General features: G+C 58.1%; 13 protein-coding genes. 7 read left to right on the top strand and 6 right to left on the bottom strand.

Annotated features, from left to right (window positions below; genetic code table 11):
• Window positions 1-139 precede the first annotated feature (139 nt).
• Window positions 140-4,726, bottom strand: a complete 4,587-nt coding sequence (gene gltB / locus ABIT76_04945) for a glutamate synthase large subunit (protein ID MEO7932488.1) — start codon at window positions 4,724-4,726, stop codon at window positions 140-142.
• A gap of 192 nt (window positions 4,727-4,918) precedes the next feature.
• On the opposite strand from gltB, the gene ABIT76_04940 reads away from it, so the two are divergent.
• On the top strand, window positions 4,919-5,506 hold the full coding sequence (locus ABIT76_04940) for an Lrp/AsnC family transcriptional regulator (protein ID MEO7932487.1): 588 nt from the start codon (window positions 4,919-4,921) through the stop codon (window positions 5,504-5,506).
• Window positions 5,507-5,508: 2 nt separating this feature from the next.
• On the opposite strand, the gene ABIT76_04935 is transcribed toward ABIT76_04940, so the two are convergent.
• The 4 genes from ABIT76_04935 to deoC form a co-directional block, all read right to left on the bottom strand.
• On the bottom strand, window positions 5,509-6,096 hold the full coding sequence (locus tag ABIT76_04935; protein ID MEO7932486.1) for a YceI family protein: 588 nt from the start codon (window positions 6,094-6,096) through the stop codon (window positions 5,509-5,511).
• Window positions 6,097-6,153: 57 nt separating this feature from the next.
• Entirely contained in the window at window positions 6,154-7,014 is an 861-nt protein-coding gene (locus tag ABIT76_04930) for an aldehyde dehydrogenase family protein (GenBank protein MEO7932485.1), read from the bottom strand.
• Window positions 7,011-8,441 (bottom strand): aldehyde dehydrogenase family protein, encoded by a 1,431-nt coding sequence (locus ABIT76_04925; protein MEO7932484.1) that lies wholly within the window; start codon window positions 8,439-8,441, stop codon window positions 7,011-7,013. Before ABIT76_04925 ends, ABIT76_04930 begins: the two co-directional genes overlap by 4 nt.
• 112 nt (window positions 8,442-8,553) lie before the next feature.
• On the bottom strand, window positions 8,554-9,483 hold the full coding sequence (gene deoC, locus ABIT76_04920; protein MEO7932483.1) for a deoxyribose-phosphate aldolase: 930 nt from the start codon (window positions 9,481-9,483) through the stop codon (window positions 8,554-8,556).
• 77 nt (window positions 9,484-9,560) lie between these two features.
• Here deoC and ABIT76_04915 point away from each other — a divergent pair, with 77 nt between their 5' ends.
• A complete protein-coding gene (locus ABIT76_04915) occupies window positions 9,561-11,519 on the top strand; it encodes a DUF2339 domain-containing protein (GenBank protein MEO7932482.1) in 1,959 nt (652 codons plus the stop codon).
• Window positions 11,520-11,588: 69 nt separating this feature from the next.
• On the opposite strand, the gene ABIT76_04910 is transcribed toward ABIT76_04915, so the two are convergent.
• Entirely contained in the window at window positions 11,589-11,831 is a 243-nt protein-coding gene (locus ABIT76_04910; GenBank protein MEO7932481.1) for an acyl carrier protein, read from the bottom strand.
• A gap of 163 nt (window positions 11,832-11,994) precedes the next feature.
• Here ABIT76_04910 and ABIT76_04905 point away from each other — a divergent pair, with 163 nt between their 5' ends.
• The 5 genes from ABIT76_04905 to ABIT76_04885 are packed head-to-tail and all read left to right on the top strand — an operon-like array spanning window position 11,995 to window position 17,939.
• The gene (locus ABIT76_04905) at window positions 11,995-13,788 is read left to right on the top strand and encodes a hypothetical protein (GenBank protein ID MEO7932480.1); all 1,794 of its coding nucleotides are present in this window, start codon (window positions 11,995-11,997) and stop codon (window positions 13,786-13,788) included.
• Window positions 13,789-13,835: 47 nt separating this feature from the next.
• Window positions 13,836-14,114 carry a hypothetical protein gene (locus tag ABIT76_04900; GenBank protein ID MEO7932479.1) on the top strand — a complete coding sequence of 93 codons (279 nt, stop codon included), beginning with the start codon at window positions 13,836-13,838 and terminating at the stop codon, window positions 14,112-14,114.
• 46 nt (window positions 14,115-14,160) lie between these two features.
• Window positions 14,161-15,279, top strand: coding sequence for a hypothetical protein (locus ABIT76_04895; protein MEO7932478.1), 1,119 nt, complete (start codon window positions 14,161-14,163; stop codon window positions 15,277-15,279).
• Window positions 15,280-15,285: 6 nt separating this feature from the next.
• Window positions 15,286-16,392 (top strand): glycosyltransferase, encoded by a 1,107-nt coding sequence (locus tag ABIT76_04890; GenBank protein MEO7932477.1) that lies wholly within the window; start codon window positions 15,286-15,288, stop codon window positions 16,390-16,392.
• The gene (locus ABIT76_04885; protein ID MEO7932476.1) at window positions 16,389-17,939 is read left to right on the top strand and encodes a hypothetical protein; all 1,551 of its coding nucleotides are present in this window, start codon (window positions 16,389-16,391) and stop codon (window positions 17,937-17,939) included. Before ABIT76_04890 ends, ABIT76_04885 begins: the two co-directional genes overlap by 4 nt.
• The last annotated feature ends 26 nt before the right edge of the window (window positions 17,940-17,965 follow it).

Below are 17,965 nucleotides of genomic sequence, written 5' to 3'. Positions count from 1 at the left end.
TGTCCCAAGTCTGTTTCTCTCCACTTCCTGCGATAGGCTCACCGTTTCCTGCGGCACAAGTCGCTTTCGGTTCGCGGACGAGCCGGGGCGCACGTTGCCTGCCGTCCCTCAGTCGAGTTCCATCCAATTCTAGGCCGTCTTAGATCGGTTTCGCGGTCTCGGCGGCGATCATGGGCTCGACGGGAGGCGCGGGTTTGGCGGGGCTGGACTTCGGGCTCACTTTCCAGAATTTCGCGAGGTGGCCGGGCCAGTCGGCGAGGATTTCCCAGGCGCGCTGGCTTTCGGTTTGCTCGAGGTGCCGGTAGATGAGGCCCTGGACGAGGGTGATTTCCTCGGGCGCATTGATCGCATCCAAGCGCTCGTGTTTGATGAGCTCGAGGTTGTAACGGCTCGGGAAGGTGTCGTTCCAATCGAGCACGTAGGCGACGCCGCCGGTCATGCCCGCGCCGAAGTTTTTGCCCGTGCCGCCGAGGATGATGACGGTGCCGTTGGTCATGTATTCGCAGCCGTGGTCGCCGATGCCCTCGACGACGGCGGTGGCACCGGAGTTGCGGACGGCGAAGCGTTCGCCAGCGCGTCCGTTGATGAACAAATGGCCGCCGCTCGCCCCGTAGAGGACGGTGTTGCCGACGATGACGTTGTCCTGCGGGAGGAAGCCGCGCTTGCTGGGCGGGCGGACGATGATTTCGCCGCCGCTCATGCCTTTGCCGACGTAATCGTTCGCCTCGCCGGTGAGGACCATGCGAATGCCGGGGCTGAGAAATGCACCGAGGCTCTGGCCGGCGGTGCCGGTGAGTTTGAGTTCGATGGTGCCCTCAGGGAGGCCTTCCTCGCCATATTGGTAACCGAGTTCGCCCGAGACGCGGGTGCCGACGCTGCGGTTGATATTTCGGACTTTGTAAGAGAGCGAAATGGACTGGCCGTCGGTGATGGCGTCCTTGGCGTCTTGGAGAATGATGTCGTCGAGCGGACGTTCGGCAGGGCCTTCGTTGCGCTCGCGGGTGGCGTGGCGCGGGGCGGAGGGGTCGTCGCCCGAGACGTCGGCGAGGAGCGGCGAGAGGTCGAGCAGGTTCGCCTTCGGATGGCCGGGGATCTCTTTCTGCGCGAGCAGATCGACGCGGCCAATCATTTCGTTGACGGTGCGAATGCCAAGCGAGGCCATGATTTCGCGCATTTCCTCGGCCACGGCGTTGAAGAAGGCGACGATGTTTTCCGGCTTGCCCTTGAACTTGGCGCGCAGTTTTTCGTCCTGCGTGGCGACGCCGACAGGGCAGGTGTTCGTGTGGCATTGGCGCACGTAAACGCAGCCGGTGGCAATGAGTGCGGCGGTGCCGAAGTTGAATTCCTCGGCTCCCAAAAGCGCGGCGTAGATGAGGTCTTCGCCCGTTCTCATGCCGCCGTCGGTGCGGAGGGTGACGCGGTTGCGCAGGCCATTGAGCATGAGAACCTGGTGCGTTTCGGCGACGCCGAGTTCCCAGGCGCTGCCGCAATGTTTTACAGAACTGAGTGGCGACGCGCCGGTGCCGCCCTCGTGGCCGCTGACGAGAATGATGTCGGCGTGGGCTTTGGCGACGCCCGCCGCGATGGTGCCGACGCCGGCTTCTGCGACGAGTTTCACGCAAATGCGGGCGCGGGCGTTGACCTGCTTGAGGTCGTAAATGAGCTGGGCCAGATCCTCGATGGAGTAGATGTCGTGGTGCGGCGGCGGTGATATCAATGTAACTCCGACCACCGTTTTGCGGAGCTTGGCGATCATCACGGTGACTTTGTGACCGGGCAATTGGCCGCCTTCGCCGGGCTTCGCGCCCTGGGCCATTTTGATTTCGATTTCCTTCGCGCTGGCGAGGTAAGCGGCGTTGACGCCGAAACGTCCGGCGGCGACTTGCTTGATCGCGCTGTTGGCGAGGTCGCCATTGGCGCGGCGGGTGAACCGCTCGGGGTCTTCGCCGCCCTCGCCGGAGTTGGATTTGCCTCCGATTTGGTTCATCGCGATGGCGAGACATTCGTGAGCCTCGGGGCTGAGCGCACCGAGCGACATGCCAGCGGTGGTGAACCGGCGGCGGATGTCCTCGATGGACTCGACTTCTTCGATCGGAACGGGGCCCGTTTTCGCCGGAACGAAGGCGAGCATGTTGCGCAACGAGTGCGGCGATGAGGCGAGCACGGCCTGCACATACGCCTTGTAGTCGGATGCGCTGCCGGTTTTGACGAAGGTGTGGAAGTTCTTGATGACCGGCGGATTGATGGCGTGAATTTCGCCGTTGCGACGGAAACGATAATAACCGGGGTCGCCGAGCGTTTGCGGCTTGGCTGGTTCTTGAGGAACGGCTTCGCCAAAGGCGAGTTGATGGCGGGTAAGGCTTTCGACGGCAATTTCCTTGTAGCCGATGCCCTCGACCTGCGACGAGGTGCCGGTGAAACATTTCTTAATGACCGCCGACGAGATGCCGATGGCCTCGAAAATCTGCGCGCCGCGATAGGAGCTGATGAGCGAGATGCCCATTTTCGACATGATCTTGAGCAAGCCCTTGTCGAGAGCGCCCTGGTAATTTTTAACTGCGGTCGCGTAATCCGGGAGCGTGTCGGCGGGAGCTTTTTCAATCATTTCCCGGATGGTTTCAAAACCCAGATACGGATTCACGGAACTGGCTCCGTAGCCGATAAGGCAGGCGACTTGATGCACATCGCGCGCTTCGCCGGTCTCGCATAAGATGCTGGCCTTCATGCGTTTGCCGACGTTGGTGAGATGAAAATGAATCGCGCCGACGGCGAGCAGCATCGGAATGCCGACATTCTCTGCGTCCACGTTGCGGTCGGACAAATTGATCATCCGCGCACCCGAGTCCACAGCGGCCTCGGCTTCGGCGCAGAGTCGAGTTACAGCGTTCTCAAGGCCATCCGCGCCTTCGTTCGCAGGCCAGACGGTCTGCAACGTGACGAGTTTGTGGTCGGGGTCGTTGAGATTTTTCAGCGTCTCCAATTCGTGATCGAGCAGGATCGGACTGGCGGATTCGATGAGCTTCGAGTGCTCCGGCGTTTCTCCCAAAAGATTGCGACGCCACCCGAGAATGGTGGCTAGAGACATCACGAGTTTCTCGCGAATCGGGTCAATCGGCGGATTCGTAACCTGGGCAAAAAGCTGGCTGAAATACGTGTAAAGCAGACGCGGCTGGAGCGACAGGACGGCGAGAGGCGTATCGTCGCCCATCGAGCCAATGCCCTCAGCGCCTTCCTTGAGCATGGGTTTGAGAATGAAGTCGAGTTCCTCGGACGTGTAGCCGAAGGAAATCTGCTTTTGGGTGAGCGAGAGGATGTCGATTTCATCGCTCGGCACAGTCACTGGACCGGGCGAAATAGAGGCGAGGTCTACAAGATTGTCCGCGATCCATTTGCCGTAAGGCTGGCGCGTGGAAAGCGTGGCCTGAATGTCTTTCTCGCGCAGGAGTTTCCCGGAAACAGTGTCAATGGCGAGCATTTCACCGGGAGCGAGACGGCCTTTTTCGATGACCTTGGCGTCGTCAATATCCGCGCAACCCACTTCGGAGCCGAGGTGGAAGACGTTGTCCTTGGTAATTTTATAGCGGGCCGGACGCAGGCCGTTGCGGTCGAGGCACGCACCAGCAATCAAGCCATCCGTGAAAACGAGCGCGGCGGGTCCATCCCAAGGCTCGTTCAGACAGCGGTGATACTGGTAAAACGCCGTCATTTCAGGCGACATCTCTGGCTCGCTTCGCCAGGCGGGCGGCACGAGCATTTTCATTACGTGCAAGAGGCTGCGACCCGAATGCACGAGCACTTCCAGCGCATTGTCGAGACTCGCAGAATCGCTACCGCCCGGCTGAATGATGGGTTTCAGCAAGTCGATGTCGGCACCCCAGAAATCGGCGGTGAGCTCGGCTTCGCGGGCGTGCATCCAGTTGCGGTTGCCGCGCACGGTGTTGATCTCGCCATTGTGCGCCAACATGCGGAACGGCTGGCCAAGCGACCATGTCGGGAAGGTGTTCGTGCTGTAACGCTGATGGTAAACGCAGATCGACGTCTCGTAATCCGGGTCGGAGAGATCCTTGAAAAACTTCTCGAGTGAGGGCGAAATCAGCAGCCCTTTGTAGGAAATCGTCCGCGAGGAAAACGACGGAATGTAGAAATTCTTTATGCCGTCAGTGGCGGCGATTTTCTCGATTTCGTTGCGGGCCAGAAAGAGGCGGCGCTCGAATTCCTCCGAATCCATGTCATCCGCCCGGCCCATCATGACGTGCTCGATCTGCGGCAAAGTGCTCGCTGCTTTTGTGCCGAGGACGTGCGTGTTGATCGGCACCTCGCGCCAGCCGAAGAGAAAGAGGCCGCGTTTTTCAACGACTTCTTCAATGATCTCACGCGCGCGCTCCTGCTGATAAGCGTTGTCGTGCGGGAAGAAAATTACTCCGATGGCAAGGTCGTCATCCTTGTAAAGTTGATGTCCCAGTTTCGTGAGTTCGCGGCGAAAAAGCTTGTAGGGAAGCTGCGTCAGCACTCCCGCTCCGTCGCCCGTTTTCTCGTCGGCATCCACCGCTCCGCGATGCGCCAGGCGGCAAATCGAAGTCAGACCATGGCGCAAAATCGAGTTGGAGCGTTTTCCATCGATGGCCGCGATCAGGCCGACGCCGCACGCGTCGTGTTCATTTTCAGGACGATAAAGTGACCCACGATGGGCGGCAGCGATATCAAAGGCGTTTTGGTCGAGTCTCATGGTAATGGAGCTGGCTGGTTGCGGGCGGTAACTTACCGGATGTTGCCCGGGGCTGACAATAGGAAATATTCCCTTCAAGAGTTATTTTTTTGACGGAATTCTGAGCCTTTTTGTCCAAAGAGCTACATTCTGGACAGATTATGCTTGTTTTAAGACATTTTTCAGCAAGGATGAGTCTTTTCCCATTACCACATGATGACCCCCTTCGATGAACAGGAAGTTTTGATTATCCGTCAGCTCGTTCGCGACCCGCGCCAATCCGACACGGCCATTTCCGAGACGACTGGCGTGAATGTCCGCACGGTGAACCGCAAGCGTCAACGCCTAGAGGAGGCCGGCACCATTTCCTATCACACCCAGATCGATCTCTCGGAAAACGGCAACGGCCAGTTCCAGGCACGTCATCTCTATACCGTGCAATTTCGCGTCGGAATCACGCTTCGGCAGATTCTCGACGACATCCGCCAGGAAACCAATGTGCGGACGATCTTCACCGAACTGATTTTTGAAAGTCACATCGCCGAGATCGACGGCAAACTCGCTCTGCTCATGGTCATCGAAGGCCAGACCGATCGCGAAATCGTGGAGACGTTTCAGGAAAAAATCATCCCCAGCCTGCTCAAAAACCACGGGCCGGATTCCATCGAGCAAATCTCCACCATGCGCCTGCTCTCGCCGATCCGCATCATGCGAAATTATCTTCCACTCGTGAACATGGAGGCAGGCTTCATTCGCAAAGACTGGCCCGATGAGGCCATCTTCGTGGGGCAGCAAGCCTGACGCTATTTCGCCGCGTGGGCCTCGATTTGAATCTCTACTTTCACGGTGTCGCCCACCATCTGGGTGCCTTCGACCGCCTTGTTCCAAGTGAGGCCAAACTCAGTTCGATTCAACTCACCGGTGGCGCTCCAGCCGGTCACTTCCTTGCCGTCCATCCCTTTGCCCTTGCCGAGAAAGGTAACGGTCAGCGGCACTTCCTTGGTCACTCCATTGAGAGTCAAATCGCCGGTGACCGTGGCGGATTTTTCACCCGTCAGAACAACTTTTTTGCTCTTGAAAGTCATCGTGGGATTTTTCTCCACGTTAAAGAAATCTGCGCTGCGCAGATGCCCGTCGCGTTTGGCATTGGCGGTGTCGATCGACTTGGTCTGAATGGTAACATCCACGACCGAATTCTCCGGCTTTTCCGCGTCCACATTCACATTCCCGCTGAACTCATTGAAACGGCCTGAGACATCGCTGAAAAGGTGGCGAATCTTGAAGCCGATGGTCGAGTGATTCGGATCGAAGTTGTAAACCTCGCCCGCCTGCGCGGTGAGGGCAAAAACAAGCGACGCGGCGAAAACGGAGAAGAAGCGGGATGGTTTCATGCGGAGTAAGACTGGTATCTGGAGAGGTTGTTCAATCTTCCTCAGATTAGATAACACTCAAATTCCGACCGGGTGCCAGACCGTTTTGAATTCGATGAAACTCCGAATGTCGTGCAATCCCACTGAGTCCGCCCAAGCTCCGTCGGCATTGCGTATTTTCACGCGCTTCACACTGCTCGCGCCGCCGACTTCCAACTTGACCGCCTGCTCTTGATTCACGCTCGCATCAAGCCCACGCAAATGCGTGTGAGTTGCAAAGGTATCGACCAGTTCCTGCCGGAAACCCGTGATGATATTCACCACACCACCCGGCAGATCGGAAGTGGCCAGCATTTCTCCTAACACGATGGCCGGATAAGGGGCTAACTCGGATGCAAGCGCGACCACCGAGTTGCCACTAACAATCGCTGGCATCACCTGTGCGATCAAACCTAACAACGCTGGCGCATCCGGCGCGATGATCCCGATCACGCCGGAGGGCTCACTGATCGTGAAGTTGAAATACGGCGCGGCAACGGTGTTAGAGTTTCCCAACACTTGATCGTATTTGTCCGCCCAGCCGGCAAAATGAACAATCAGGTCAATCGTCCTGCCAACCTCGTCCTTCGCGGCGGCCATCGGAGTTGCAGACGTATGGGTGAGCGCCTCCACCATTTCCGAAGAACGCGCCTCGATCATTTCTCCGAGGCGATAAAGTATCTGCCCGCGATTGTAAGGAGTCCTTGCAGCCCAACCCGCGCCCGCTTTGGCTGCGCTCTCAACGGCATTGCGGAGATCTTTGCGAGTGCATTGCGGGATGTTAGCAAAGAATGACTTGGTTTCGGTTTCCTGAATCGGAAACACGCGTCCACTTTCGGAGCGGATAAACGCGCCACCGACATAGGCTTTGGGGGTTTTGGTAATAGCTAGACGGCTCATGATATTTTGACGTAATCGAACAATCCCTGGCGACCACCTTCGCGGCCGAAACCGGACTCCTTGTAGCCGCCGAAAGGCGACGCGGGATCGAATTTGTTGAAGGTATTCGCCCAGACGACTCCGGCTTGAATGGAGGCCGCCATTTTCAAAATGCGCGAGCCCTTGTCTGTCCACACGCCAGCGGAAAGTCCGTAGGCCGTATTGTTAGCTTTTTCGATGGCTTCCTCGGGCGTGCGAAAGGTGAGAATGGATAGCACGGGACCGAAAATTTCCTCGCGCGCCACGCGGTGACTTTGCGTGACGTTGCTGAGCAGGGTCGGCTTAAAATAATATCCCTGGCTCGGCAGTTTGCAGGAAGATTGGTAGAGATCGGCACCTTCCATGACTCCATGATTAACCAGCTCAGTGATCCGGCCTAGTTGTTCCTTGGAATTGATCGCGCCGACATCGGTGTTCTTGTCCAGCGGATCTCCGACGCGCAAAACGTCGATGCGACGGCGCAGTTTTTCGATAAACAACTCTGCTATGGATTCCTGGACTAACAATCGACTGCCCGCGCAACAGACATGGCCTTGGTTGAAGAAAATACCATTGACCACACCTTCGACGGCCTGATCGATGGGAGCGTCTTCAAAGACGATGTTTGCCGCCTTGCCGCCCAACTCCATGGTTAGCTTTTTTCCAGAACCTGCGAGTTGGCGAATGATGAGTTTGCCAACATCGGTCGAGCCGGTGAAAGCAATCTTCGCAGCCAGCGGATGATTCACCAGCGCTGACCCAGTTTCGCCTGCGCCCGTGACGAAGTTAACAACCCCCGGCGGCAGATCGGCTTCCTGCAAAACCTCCGCCAGTTTCATCGCCGTAATGGAAGTCGTTTCCGATGGTTTCAGCACCACGGTATTTCCAGCGGCCAGAGCCGGGCCCAGCTTCCATGCTAACATCAGCAGCGGGAAGTTCCAGGGAATGACTTGGCCGACGACTCCGAGCGGCTCGATTTTATGCGCAGGAATCGCATAGGCCAGCTTGTCGGCCCAGCCTGCGTGATAGAAGAAATGTGCCGCAGCGGTCGGCACGTCGAAGTCGCGCGACTCCTTGATCGGCTTGCCGCCGTCGATGGTCTCGGCTACGGCAAATTCCCGGGCGCGATCCTGCAGCAGACGTGCGATGCGAAAGAGATATTTGCCACGCTCACGGCCAGGCATTTTGCCCCAGGTTTTGTCGTAGGCGCGCTTGGCGGCTTGATAGGCATCATCCACATCGGCGGCTCCAGCCAAGGCAATGTTAGCTATCTTTTTTTCCGTCGCTGGGTTGATAGAGGCGAAAGATTTTCCACCCTTTGGCGGAACGAATTTCCCGTCGATAAAGAGCGGGTAATCCGCTTTGATTTTCGGGTCGGCAGTTTCTGGAGCGGGATCGTACTCCCACAGGTCGCCAAAAATGAGCGCGGCTCCGTTTTTGTTAGGTTTGGTGGCCGACTGCGGAGGCGCTGGAGCCTTGGAGGGTTTGCTGGCGCGGCGTTCTTTGACTTTCATAGGAATGTTAGTAAGCGGTGGCGGCCTCGGAGAAATACCACGGGGCCTGATAGGCACCGGTGCGTTCCTTACTGATCTGGCGAACGAGGTCGTTGAGCAGGGCGCTGGCTCCGAAACGGTAGCGCGAGTTATTTAGCCATTCGTCGCCGAGCGTCTCTTTCACCGCGACGAGAAAATGCAGTGCCTGCTTCGCCGTACGAATGCCGCCGGCGGGTTTCATCGAAATGGCGCGGCCCGTATTCAGATAGTAATCGCGGATCGCTTCCAACATCACCTGCGTGTTGGCGAGCGTGGCGTTCACGGTCACTTTTCCCGTGCTCGTCTTGATGAAATCTCCCTCGCGAATCGCCTCCATCGCCAGAAACGACGCGACGCGCACGTGGTCATAAGTTTCCAATTCGCCGACCTCCAGGATCACTTTCAAAGTCGCCTCGCCGCAGACCTCGACGACGGCCACGATTTCGTCCTGCATCGCGTGATATTGGCCGGAAAGAAAAAGGCCGCGATTAATCACCATGTCGATCTCGTCCGCCCCATCGCCGACCGCGCGTTTCACTTCTTCCAAGCGGAGTTTGAGCGGACTCTGACCCGACGGAAATGCGGTCGCAACCGAGGCGATTCGCACCGGACTGACAGCTCCTAGCTCCTTCCGTGCGTGCTTCACCATCGCGGGATAAACGCAGATAGCGGCGGCGGGCGGCACGTCGCGATCATCCGACGGCGTGAGCGCTTTGTGACACAACGAAATGACTTTTCCCGGCGTGTCCTTGCCCTCCAGTGTGGTTAGATCGACCATCGTGACGGCGCGCATCAGCCCCCAGAGCTTCGACTTTTTCTTGATGCTGCGCGTGGTGAACTTGGCGACCCTCTCCTCGATTCCGACTTGGTCCACGGGACCGACTTCACTTAGTTTGCGCAGGAGGGGGACCACACTCATGCGGTTAAAATAGCCAGATTGGAGAAGCCGTGCAAACGTTTCTCCAAATCTGTTCAAAAGCTGTTAAGATGGGCCGTATGGCAGACCTTTCCCCGGACGAGTTGCAGGGCATTCTGCGTGAACAAAACGAGTTGCGACTCCGGCTCGCCGCACTGGATCGGAAGATAGAAACGCTGACAACGGCATCGCCGCCTCCCCTGCCCGTCGCGAGCGCCCCGGCTCCATTGATACCTAACTCGACTGTGGTTTCCGCCGCGCCGTCAACGGTCGCGAAGCCCTCGTGGGAGTTCCAGCTCGGCACCGTCTGGCTGGTGCGCATCGGGATCGTCATCCTGCTCACCGGCCTCGTTTTTCTGGGCAATTACGCCTATCACCACATCCTTCCCCAACTCAGCCCGTGGGTGAAACTGGCGGTGCTTTATTTCCTCGGCGGTGGACTCGCGTGGTTCGGCGCACGGCTGGAAAAAAACACCGAGGCGCTGCGCAATTACGGTCGCGTGCTCCTCGCAGGCGGCGCGGCGCTGATCTATTACACGACGTATGGCGCGACTTTTGTTCGTCAGTTGCACGTGATCGACAACCCGCTCGTCGGCGGATTTTTGCTGCTCGGCATCGGCGCGGTCGTCGTGTGGCTCGCGGAAAAGCGTCAGGCACAATCGGTGGCACTGACGGCGATTTTGCTCTCCTATTACACGTCGGCGATCAATCCGCTGGGCTGGTTTTCGCTCTATTCGAGTCTGATTCTAACCGGGGCCGCCGTCTATTTTCTGCTGCGTCATCGCTGGACGATGGTCAGTTTTCTCAGTCTCGCAGGGACTTACGGCAGCTACATTTTCTGGCGCTGGGATCGTCCGATGGAAGCGATCTGGCCCGCCGCCGGTTTTCTTTTGGGCTACTGGATTCTATTCACCGCCGCCGTTTTTCTGAGTCGGGCGGAAGCGTTTTCATCGAAGGAAAGAACGCCCTTTCTGACGGTGAACAATGCCGCCTTTTACGGTCTCGTTTTCCAACTGCTGCACTCACAGCACCCGGAATGGACGGGCCGTTTTTCGCTCGGGTTCGGTGCGATTCTGCTCCTGCTCGCCTGGCTGGCCAGGCGGCGCGAGAGCGGCGATTTGTTCCTTGATGGCGCCTATCTCGCGCAAGGCCTCGGCGTGCTGACTTACGGGCTGCTGACCGAGTTGCATGGCGATCAACTGACGCTCGCGCTCACCATCCAGGGGACGGTTTTGCTCTGCGGAATGAATGGCCGCCACGGCTGGATTCGCGAACTCAGCGCCGGGGCGGTGACGCTCTTGGCGTTTTCGACCGACTTCACCAACAATGCGGTGACCAGTTGGGCGCTTTTCAGTTTGCTGATCGTCGATGGATGGCTGAGCCGAAACTGGAAAAAAGCTCCATCGACATGGAACTTGCCCGCGGTCGGTTATTGCGCGCTGGCGGTCTGGAAACTTTCCCTGCTTCTGCCGATCCATTTCGGAGTCATTCCCGAACAACTGACGGCGGTGGTTCTCCTGCTGGCCCTCGGCTGGGCGATTCGCTTGCCGGAATTATCCAGCACGAGCCAGCTTCTGATCCTGAACGTCGCGGTTCCATATCTATTAGAGACGAGTCAGACTCCGATCATCGGCGTAATCTTCCTCGCGCTGCTGGCGATTTTGCTGTTCCTGACCCATTGGTGGCAGCATCAAAAGACCCGCGATCCGTGGCACATCGGCCAGATTGTTTTCTTTGCGCTTTTCGTCGCCGTCATCAGCCGCTGGCTCGATTTTAGTGGCTCCCCATTTCCAAAAACCCTCGCCTGGGCCCTCATCGGAGCCGCCGCGCTTGGTCTGGGGCTCGCCATTCGCGAACGCACTTACCGGCTCTGCGGCTTCGGCGTTCTGGCGCTGGCGATTGGGCGTGTTTTCCTGCACGATATCTGGGGGCTCGACCTCATTTTCCAGATCCTGAGTTTCATTGTTCTCGGCGTGGTTCTGCTCTCGCTCGGCTTCATTTACAACAAATTCGCCGACAAGCTGAAGGAGTGGCTCTAGCCCATTTGCCCAATAAAAAAGGCACGACCGAAGCCGTGCCTTTTTCAAATGATGATCTTTTAGAAAACTTTATTTGGCCTTCTCTTCGATGTATTTGACGACATCGCCCACGCTCTGAAGTTTTTCAGCGTCTTCGTCAGGGACTTCGACGTTGAATTCTTCTTCGAAAGCCATGACCAATTCCACCGTATCGAGGGAATCCGCACCGAGGTCTTCAATGAAGGAAGCCGAGGTGACGACTTGCTCTGGATTGACGCCGAGTTGCTCGACGATGATGTCTTTTACTTTTTCTTCGACTGTTTTGTCCGACATAATGTTTTTAGGGTGTTTAAATTCTAGGGTTTAATTGGCAGGGGCTACGCTTAATAACGAACCGGCACCTTGGCAACATATAAATTTTCGGGTTTCCCATCTTTTTCGCACGCCTTTCCCCGGATTGTCCGTTAACCTCGTTGCCCCAACCGCCCTTTCCGTTATGAGTGACCCCGAAAATTCCGCCCCCGAGTCCAATGCGCTCGACCTCCGTTTCTTGCCTTCCTGGTTGAAAGAGGAAAACAGCGCCCCGGCCAATTACGCCAACTTCGACGGCGAAGATCGTGCCCCGCGCCGGGGTGGCCGCGATGGCGGTGGTGATTTCCGACGCGGCCCACGTCCCGCCCAAGGTGGCGGCGGCGGACGCGATCAAAACAGCCGCAATTCGCAGCGTCCCTCGGGTCCACAGGGCGGCGGAGGTTCTCGTCCTCCGCAGAGTAATCCAAGCAGCCGGCCTCCGGAAAATCGCGGACCGCGCCGTGACTCGGGTCGTCCAGATAACCGCGACCGCCGCAATGGTCCGCCCGACCGCCGACAGGAACAGCGCCCGCCGCAGCCCGAGGAACGTCCGGCCAAGGTCTCCATCACCTTCCTGCCCGAGCAGCACGCCCTCGAAAAAGTCACCGAGCAACTCAAGTCGGCCCCGATTGCCTATCCGCTTTTTGGCGTCGCAAAAATGTTCCTGCAACGTCCTGAGCGTCATCATGTTGTCATCAAACCACTGCCGGAGTCGAAGCTGTTCAAGCTGCAAAACACCTCTCATTTCGCCACCGAGCGCGGACGCCTGGAGAGCATCGCCTTTCAGGAACTCTGGAAAAATTTCTTCCGCGTCGAAGTAACGGAAGCCCCCGAGATCAAGGGAAATTTTGCCTCTGTCGCCCGCAGCCGGCTCACCGGCAAAATCTTTGGCCCAACCAATCACCACTCGTTCCAGCCCGCGCTGCACAAGGAATACGAGGAGCGTTTCAGCCGCCGGATGAGCTTTCAGGAATACAAAAGCAACATCGAGACGACCAACAACCCGGAAGCCGTCGAGCAATGGAAAACCGAGTCGCGCCGGCTCGAAACCTACCTTCTCCTCACTCCCGGGGAGCAGGCTGAACTGTCAGCACCGAAGGCCGAAGTCCAGCCCGTCACTGAGTCGTATGTAACTCCCGAGGAACCCGTTGGAAGTGAAGTGGTTACAGAGACAACCGTGGTTAACACCACCGAGCTTTCCGTCCATACGGATGAAACTCCGGTCTTGGAGGAAACGCCTGCTGAAACTCCGGTTGAAGAAGCGCCTGCCGACGAAGCGCCAATCGCGGAACCACCGGCCAGCAGCGGCCTGACTTTCGCCAGTAAGTCCGAGGCCGAGGCTTATTTCCGTAAGGAAATTCTCCCAAACTTGATCACTGAAGTCGAAGCCGAGACGTTGACGGGTCAGGAAGCGCGCAACCTCACGGACCGCCGCCTCACCGCCTCCGTTCGCATGGCCTGGGAAGCCGAAATGCGTTACCCGCTCGGTCTGGTCAATGCGATCCGGGTGAAGTTCAACGAGCAGAATCTGCACATCTTCAAATTCAAGAAACGCGTCCTGCTCATCTCGTCGTTGAAGCCGTCGTTTTTGGATGACAGATCAGAGTCGCTTTCGAGTTCCATTCGAACCGTGTTGCAAACGATTCACGCGCATCCCGGCATCGACCGCAAAGGTCTCGCCGAGAAAATTCTCGGCAACAATGTGGGCGCGACCGACGATGAAAAATTGTCGCTGAAACACAGTCTGATCGGCGATCTTTACTGGCTCATTCGTCAAGGACACGTCATCGAGTTTTCCGACGGCACATTCGATTTGCCGATGGGTCCGAAAGCGATCCAGGCCGAGGCAGCGGCGGAAGCCAAAGCCGCCACGGAAACGCCTCGTCAGGAGACTACAGCACCGGTTGAGGCGTCATCTCCCGAAAGCCAGGAACAGTAGCGCAGCAGCGCAGCAGATTGAAATGCAACTCGGATGGTTTCGCCATCTTGCTGACTGTCGTCTCGGCCATCGAGTGCCTGCATTACGCGCTCGGGTTGCCGACTTCGGTCGTGATCACCGGTTGCGAACGCATGGAAATCCTCGACCAAGCCATCACGGCGGCGAAATCCTTTGAGCGTTATCCCGAGGAGAAACTGGCCAAAATCCTCGACCGCACGCGCGCCTCGGCGGCTCATGGAGCCTACGAACTTTACAAGACGACGCCCTTTTTCGACGGCTCCGCCAAGAAACCGGAATGGCTCGGCTACCCCACGCAGGCGGTCTGAGGGAAGTGGCTGGACTCTTCTGTTTAAAGTCGTTTTTCTGGGCTCCTTGAGAGTCCTCATCACCAACACCTCCCTCCATCGGCGCGGCGGTTCGCAAACCTTCGTGCGTGATCTTGCCCGCGATTTGCAAAACCTTGGCCACGTCGTCATGGCTTACACGAGCAGCTTGAAAGAAGGCGAGCGCCTCCTCGAGAGCGACGTCGTTCCCGTGACCACCGACCTCGCCAACCTACCGATGCCGCCGGACATCATTCATGCCCAGCATCACCTTGAGGCCATGACCGCGCTGACGGCGTTGCCTGGGGTGCCTGCGATCTATCATTGCCACGGCGCGGTCTGGCGCGAATGCGTGCCGAAGCACCCGCGCATCTATCGTTATCTAGCGATGTCACGCACTCTCGCGGAACGCATGACGATCGAATCTAACATCGATCCCTCCGATGTGGATGTTTTCCTGAATGGGGTGAACCCGCGACTGTTTCCTAACATTCGCCAGCTTCCGGAAACGCCACGGCGCGCGATCTTTTACAGCCGCGTTCACGATGCGGACAGCGCGACCGTGCACGCGGCAAAGGCAGCCACGGCGGCGGCCGGAATCGAGTTGGATTTGATTGGCCAGCGCTTTGGAAACTACATTTACGATCCGGAAATCGTCCTGCCGACCTACGACGTGGTCTTCGCCTCGGGCCGCTCCGCCATCGAGGCGCTGGCCTGCGGTTGCGCCGTGGTGATTCTCGGCCAGACGAGTTGCGGTGAAATGGTGACGCCGGAAAACTTCGACCGCTTTCGCGAGGTCAATTTCTCCATCGCTGTCAATTCTGCACCGCCATCTGCGGAAGAAATCACGCGCGAGTTGCAGCGTTATTCCCCCACTCGCTGCCGCGAAGTCACGGCCCGGCTGCGCACCGAGGCCGACTGCCGCAAATCCATCGATTCGCTCGTGGAAATCTACGAGCAAGTCATCGCCCGGCATCAGGCGCGCGAGCCCGATCATTGCGAGGAAATCCTGGCGATCTCGCGTTATTTGCGACGGCTCGTGCCGCTGATCAAAAGCACGGACGAGTTGCAGAAGAATGACGGCCTGCCCGCGTCGCCGGCCAGCGCCGCCCTCGAACTTCAGGCGCAGCTAACATGGGTCATGGAGCAATTCGCCCAGCCACGCTAACTTCACATGCGGGTGCTCATTACTAACAACACCCTGCACGTGCGCGGCGGCGCGGAATCCTTCATGCGCGACCTCGCAGGCGATCTGCAAAACTGCGGCCACAGCGTGATGGTTTACAGCGCCGATCCGCAGGATGCGGATCATTTCAGAGGCATCGATGTTATCCAATCGGTTGATGATCTGGAGAATCTTCCGGAGCCGCCAGACATCATTCACGCCCAGCACCACATGGATGCAATGACGGCGCTCACGGCACTTCCTAACATTCCCGCGATCTACCATTGCCATGGTGCAGTCTGGCGCGAGAGCGTGCCGAAACACCCACGCATCCACCATTATCTGGCCATGTCGCGCACGCTGCGGGAGCGGATGATGATCGAATACAATCTAACTCCCGACAGCGTCGATGTCTTTCTCAATGGCGTCGATCCACGGAGGTTTTGTCAGGTTAGGAAACTTCCACAGCGGCCGCGACGGGGACTTTTCTACAACAAATTTTCTCACCGCAACAGCCCGAACGCGCTGGCGGTCGAGAGCGCCGCCGCCGCAATGGGAATCGAGTTGGATTGGATTGGACGCAATTTCGAAAGGATGATCGGCGACCCGGAAAACATCCTTCCTAACTACGATGTCGTCTTCGCCTCGGGACGCTCCGCCATCGAGGCGCTGGCCTGCGGTTGCGCCGTCGTGGTTCTGGGCCGCACGAGTTGCGGTGAAATGGTGACACCGGCAAACTTCGACCGCTATCGGCAGGTCAATTTCTCCATCGCTGTGAATTCACCACCGCCGTCTGTGGAGGAAATCTCGCGCCAGCTCCTCCACTTTTCTCCAGCGCGCTGCAAACTTGTGACGGAGCGGATACGGATCGAAGCCGACTCACGCGACGCGGTGCGGACTTTGACCGCACTCTACGAGCGCGTGATCGAGCGGCACCGCACGACGAAAATTGACGTGCGCGAGGAACTTCTGGCACTCTCGCACTACATGCGTCGGCTGGTTCCCATTGTTAGGATCACGGATGAACTGCAAAACGGAGTCCACTCCACCAGAACGAGCGCCGTCCATCAGCTTCTAACTCAAATGGAAATGGTCAAACACCGACTAACATTGTGAAGGATCACGCCCCATTCAGTCCGCTGAAAACGCTCAGCCTCCAGATGCGCAAGCTCCACGACCAGCCGGGGCTCGGCGCGCGCTGCCTCGGTGTTCCCAGCTTCGACGCGCAGCTCTATCAGATCGGCCAGGAGTGGCTGGCGGCTCATGCGGAGGAGGTTGGTCAGGCGTCCGATGCGGAGAGGAAATGCGACGTTTATCTCGCGACACAGCTCTATCCATTTGGAGGTCACACTCCGCTGATCGGCGACTTTGTCGAGGCGCTGGGAAACACAGTCGAGTCGCATTTGATTGTAACGAATGTCCTCCAGCTCAACGTGTCGCCGTTGCCGGAAAACACCCAGTCGCGCACCCGCATCGGCGCAGATAAAACGACGTTTCTAACCAGCGCGTCCTTCGAGGAACGCCTCGATGAATTGCTTCGAATCCTCCTAACATTGCGGCCGCGACGGCTTTTTTTATTCCAGCATCCGCACGATCCGGTGGCGGTCGCCGCGTGCCAGCCGTGGATCGCATCGCAACGCGTCCTGGTGCATCACGCGGACAGCATCCCCAGCTTCGGACTTTTCCTCCCCGGAGTGCAAATCATCGACCTCAATCCCACTGCGTCCTCCGTCACGCGCTTCCTCGGGTTGAAGTCGAATCTGCTCCTCCTAACATCGCCTGATCCGGGGCCGCGTCCGGTGGGTTTTCTAACCCGGGGAAATCTCGTCACCGCCACCTGCGGCGGGCCGGCCAAATATCAGCGGCTGCACGCGCACAGCTATGCCGAGATCGTGGCCGTGATCCTGCGCAGCACCGGCGGCTGGCATTATCACGTGGGACAGCTCGGTGGCAAAATGCTAGGGGAAATTGCGAGGGTTCTAGCTCGGGAAAATATTTCCGCCGACCGGTTCATTCACGTCGAATGGACGCCGTCGCTCAGCGCGTTTCTCTGGGAGCAGGCGTGCGACGTTTACTTCTCCTCGTTCCCGGTGAATGGCGCGCGAACCAATGCCGAGGTGCTGGCGTCGGCCACGCCGCATCTGCGTTATTCGGAGCGTCCCGAGCGGGCGCTGATGGGCTGCGGAAGCGAGATTCCAGGCGGACTTACCTGGAGCACGCCGGAAAATCTGACATCGGTTTTGCGGGAGGTTGGCAACCGCGAAACGCTGGAGAAATTGTCCCGTGAGATGCGGCTCGCCTACGACAAAACGCATCACCCGCGCGTCTTCGCCGGGACGCTGGAAAATATTCTCGCGGGAAAAAATCCACCCGAGGAAATGGAACTCGAACGCGACAAACGCGCGCTGCAACTGCTCCTAAAAACGGTCATCCACACTCAACAAACGGCCTGGCTCGCGCCGGACGTGGCTGCCGAGAAGTTGGACACGACTCACATTCGCCTCACGGAAACACTGCACAAGCAGCGCGAGCGCATCGATTTCTTGCAGGAACAACGCAAACGTCTGGAGCAGAAACTAACCAAACTCGAATCGGAAAACGAGCGCCGTGGAAAAGGCCGCAGCTTGCGCGCCCGTCTCTGGCGTTGGCTGACGCGAGTCTGAAAAATCCTGGCATCTGAGGACAGATG

The organism is Chthoniobacterales bacterium, assembly GCA_039930045.1.
Lineage (GTDB): Bacteria > Verrucomicrobiota > Verrucomicrobiia > Chthoniobacterales > DASVRZ01 > DASVRZ01.
Note: the sequence above shows the minus strand (reverse complement) of the source record. Positions and strands in the feature narration are given on the sequence as shown.

Excerpts from the sequence above, each read along its gene's own strand:
- gltB (MEO7932488.1), bottom strand. The coding sequence starts at position 4,726 with ATGAGACTCGACCAAAACGCCTTTGATATCGCTGCCGCCCATCGTGGG.
- ABIT76_04940 (MEO7932487.1), top strand. The coding sequence starts at position 4,919 with ATGATGACCCCCTTCGATGAACAGGAAGTTTTGATTATCCGTCAGCTC.
- ABIT76_04935 (MEO7932486.1), bottom strand. The coding sequence starts at position 6,096 with ATGAAACCATCCCGCTTCTTCTCCGTTTTCGCCGCGTCGCTTGTTTTT.
- ABIT76_04930 (MEO7932485.1), bottom strand. The coding sequence starts at position 7,014 with ATGAGCCGTCTAGCTATTACCAAAACCCCCAAAGCCTATGTCGGTGGC.
- deoC (MEO7932483.1), bottom strand. The coding sequence starts at position 9,483 with ATGAGTGTGGTCCCCCTCCTGCGCAAACTAAGTGAAGTCGGTCCCGTG.
- ABIT76_04915 (MEO7932482.1), top strand. The coding sequence starts at position 9,561 with ATGGCAGACCTTTCCCCGGACGAGTTGCAGGGCATTCTGCGTGAACAA.
- ABIT76_04910 (MEO7932481.1), bottom strand. The coding sequence starts at position 11,831 with ATGTCGGACAAAACAGTCGAAGAAAAAGTAAAAGACATCATCGTCGAG.
- ABIT76_04905 (MEO7932480.1), top strand. The coding sequence starts at position 11,995 with ATGAGTGACCCCGAAAATTCCGCCCCCGAGTCCAATGCGCTCGACCTC.
- ABIT76_04890 (MEO7932477.1), top strand. The coding sequence starts at position 15,286 with ATGCGGGTGCTCATTACTAACAACACCCTGCACGTGCGCGGCGGCGCG.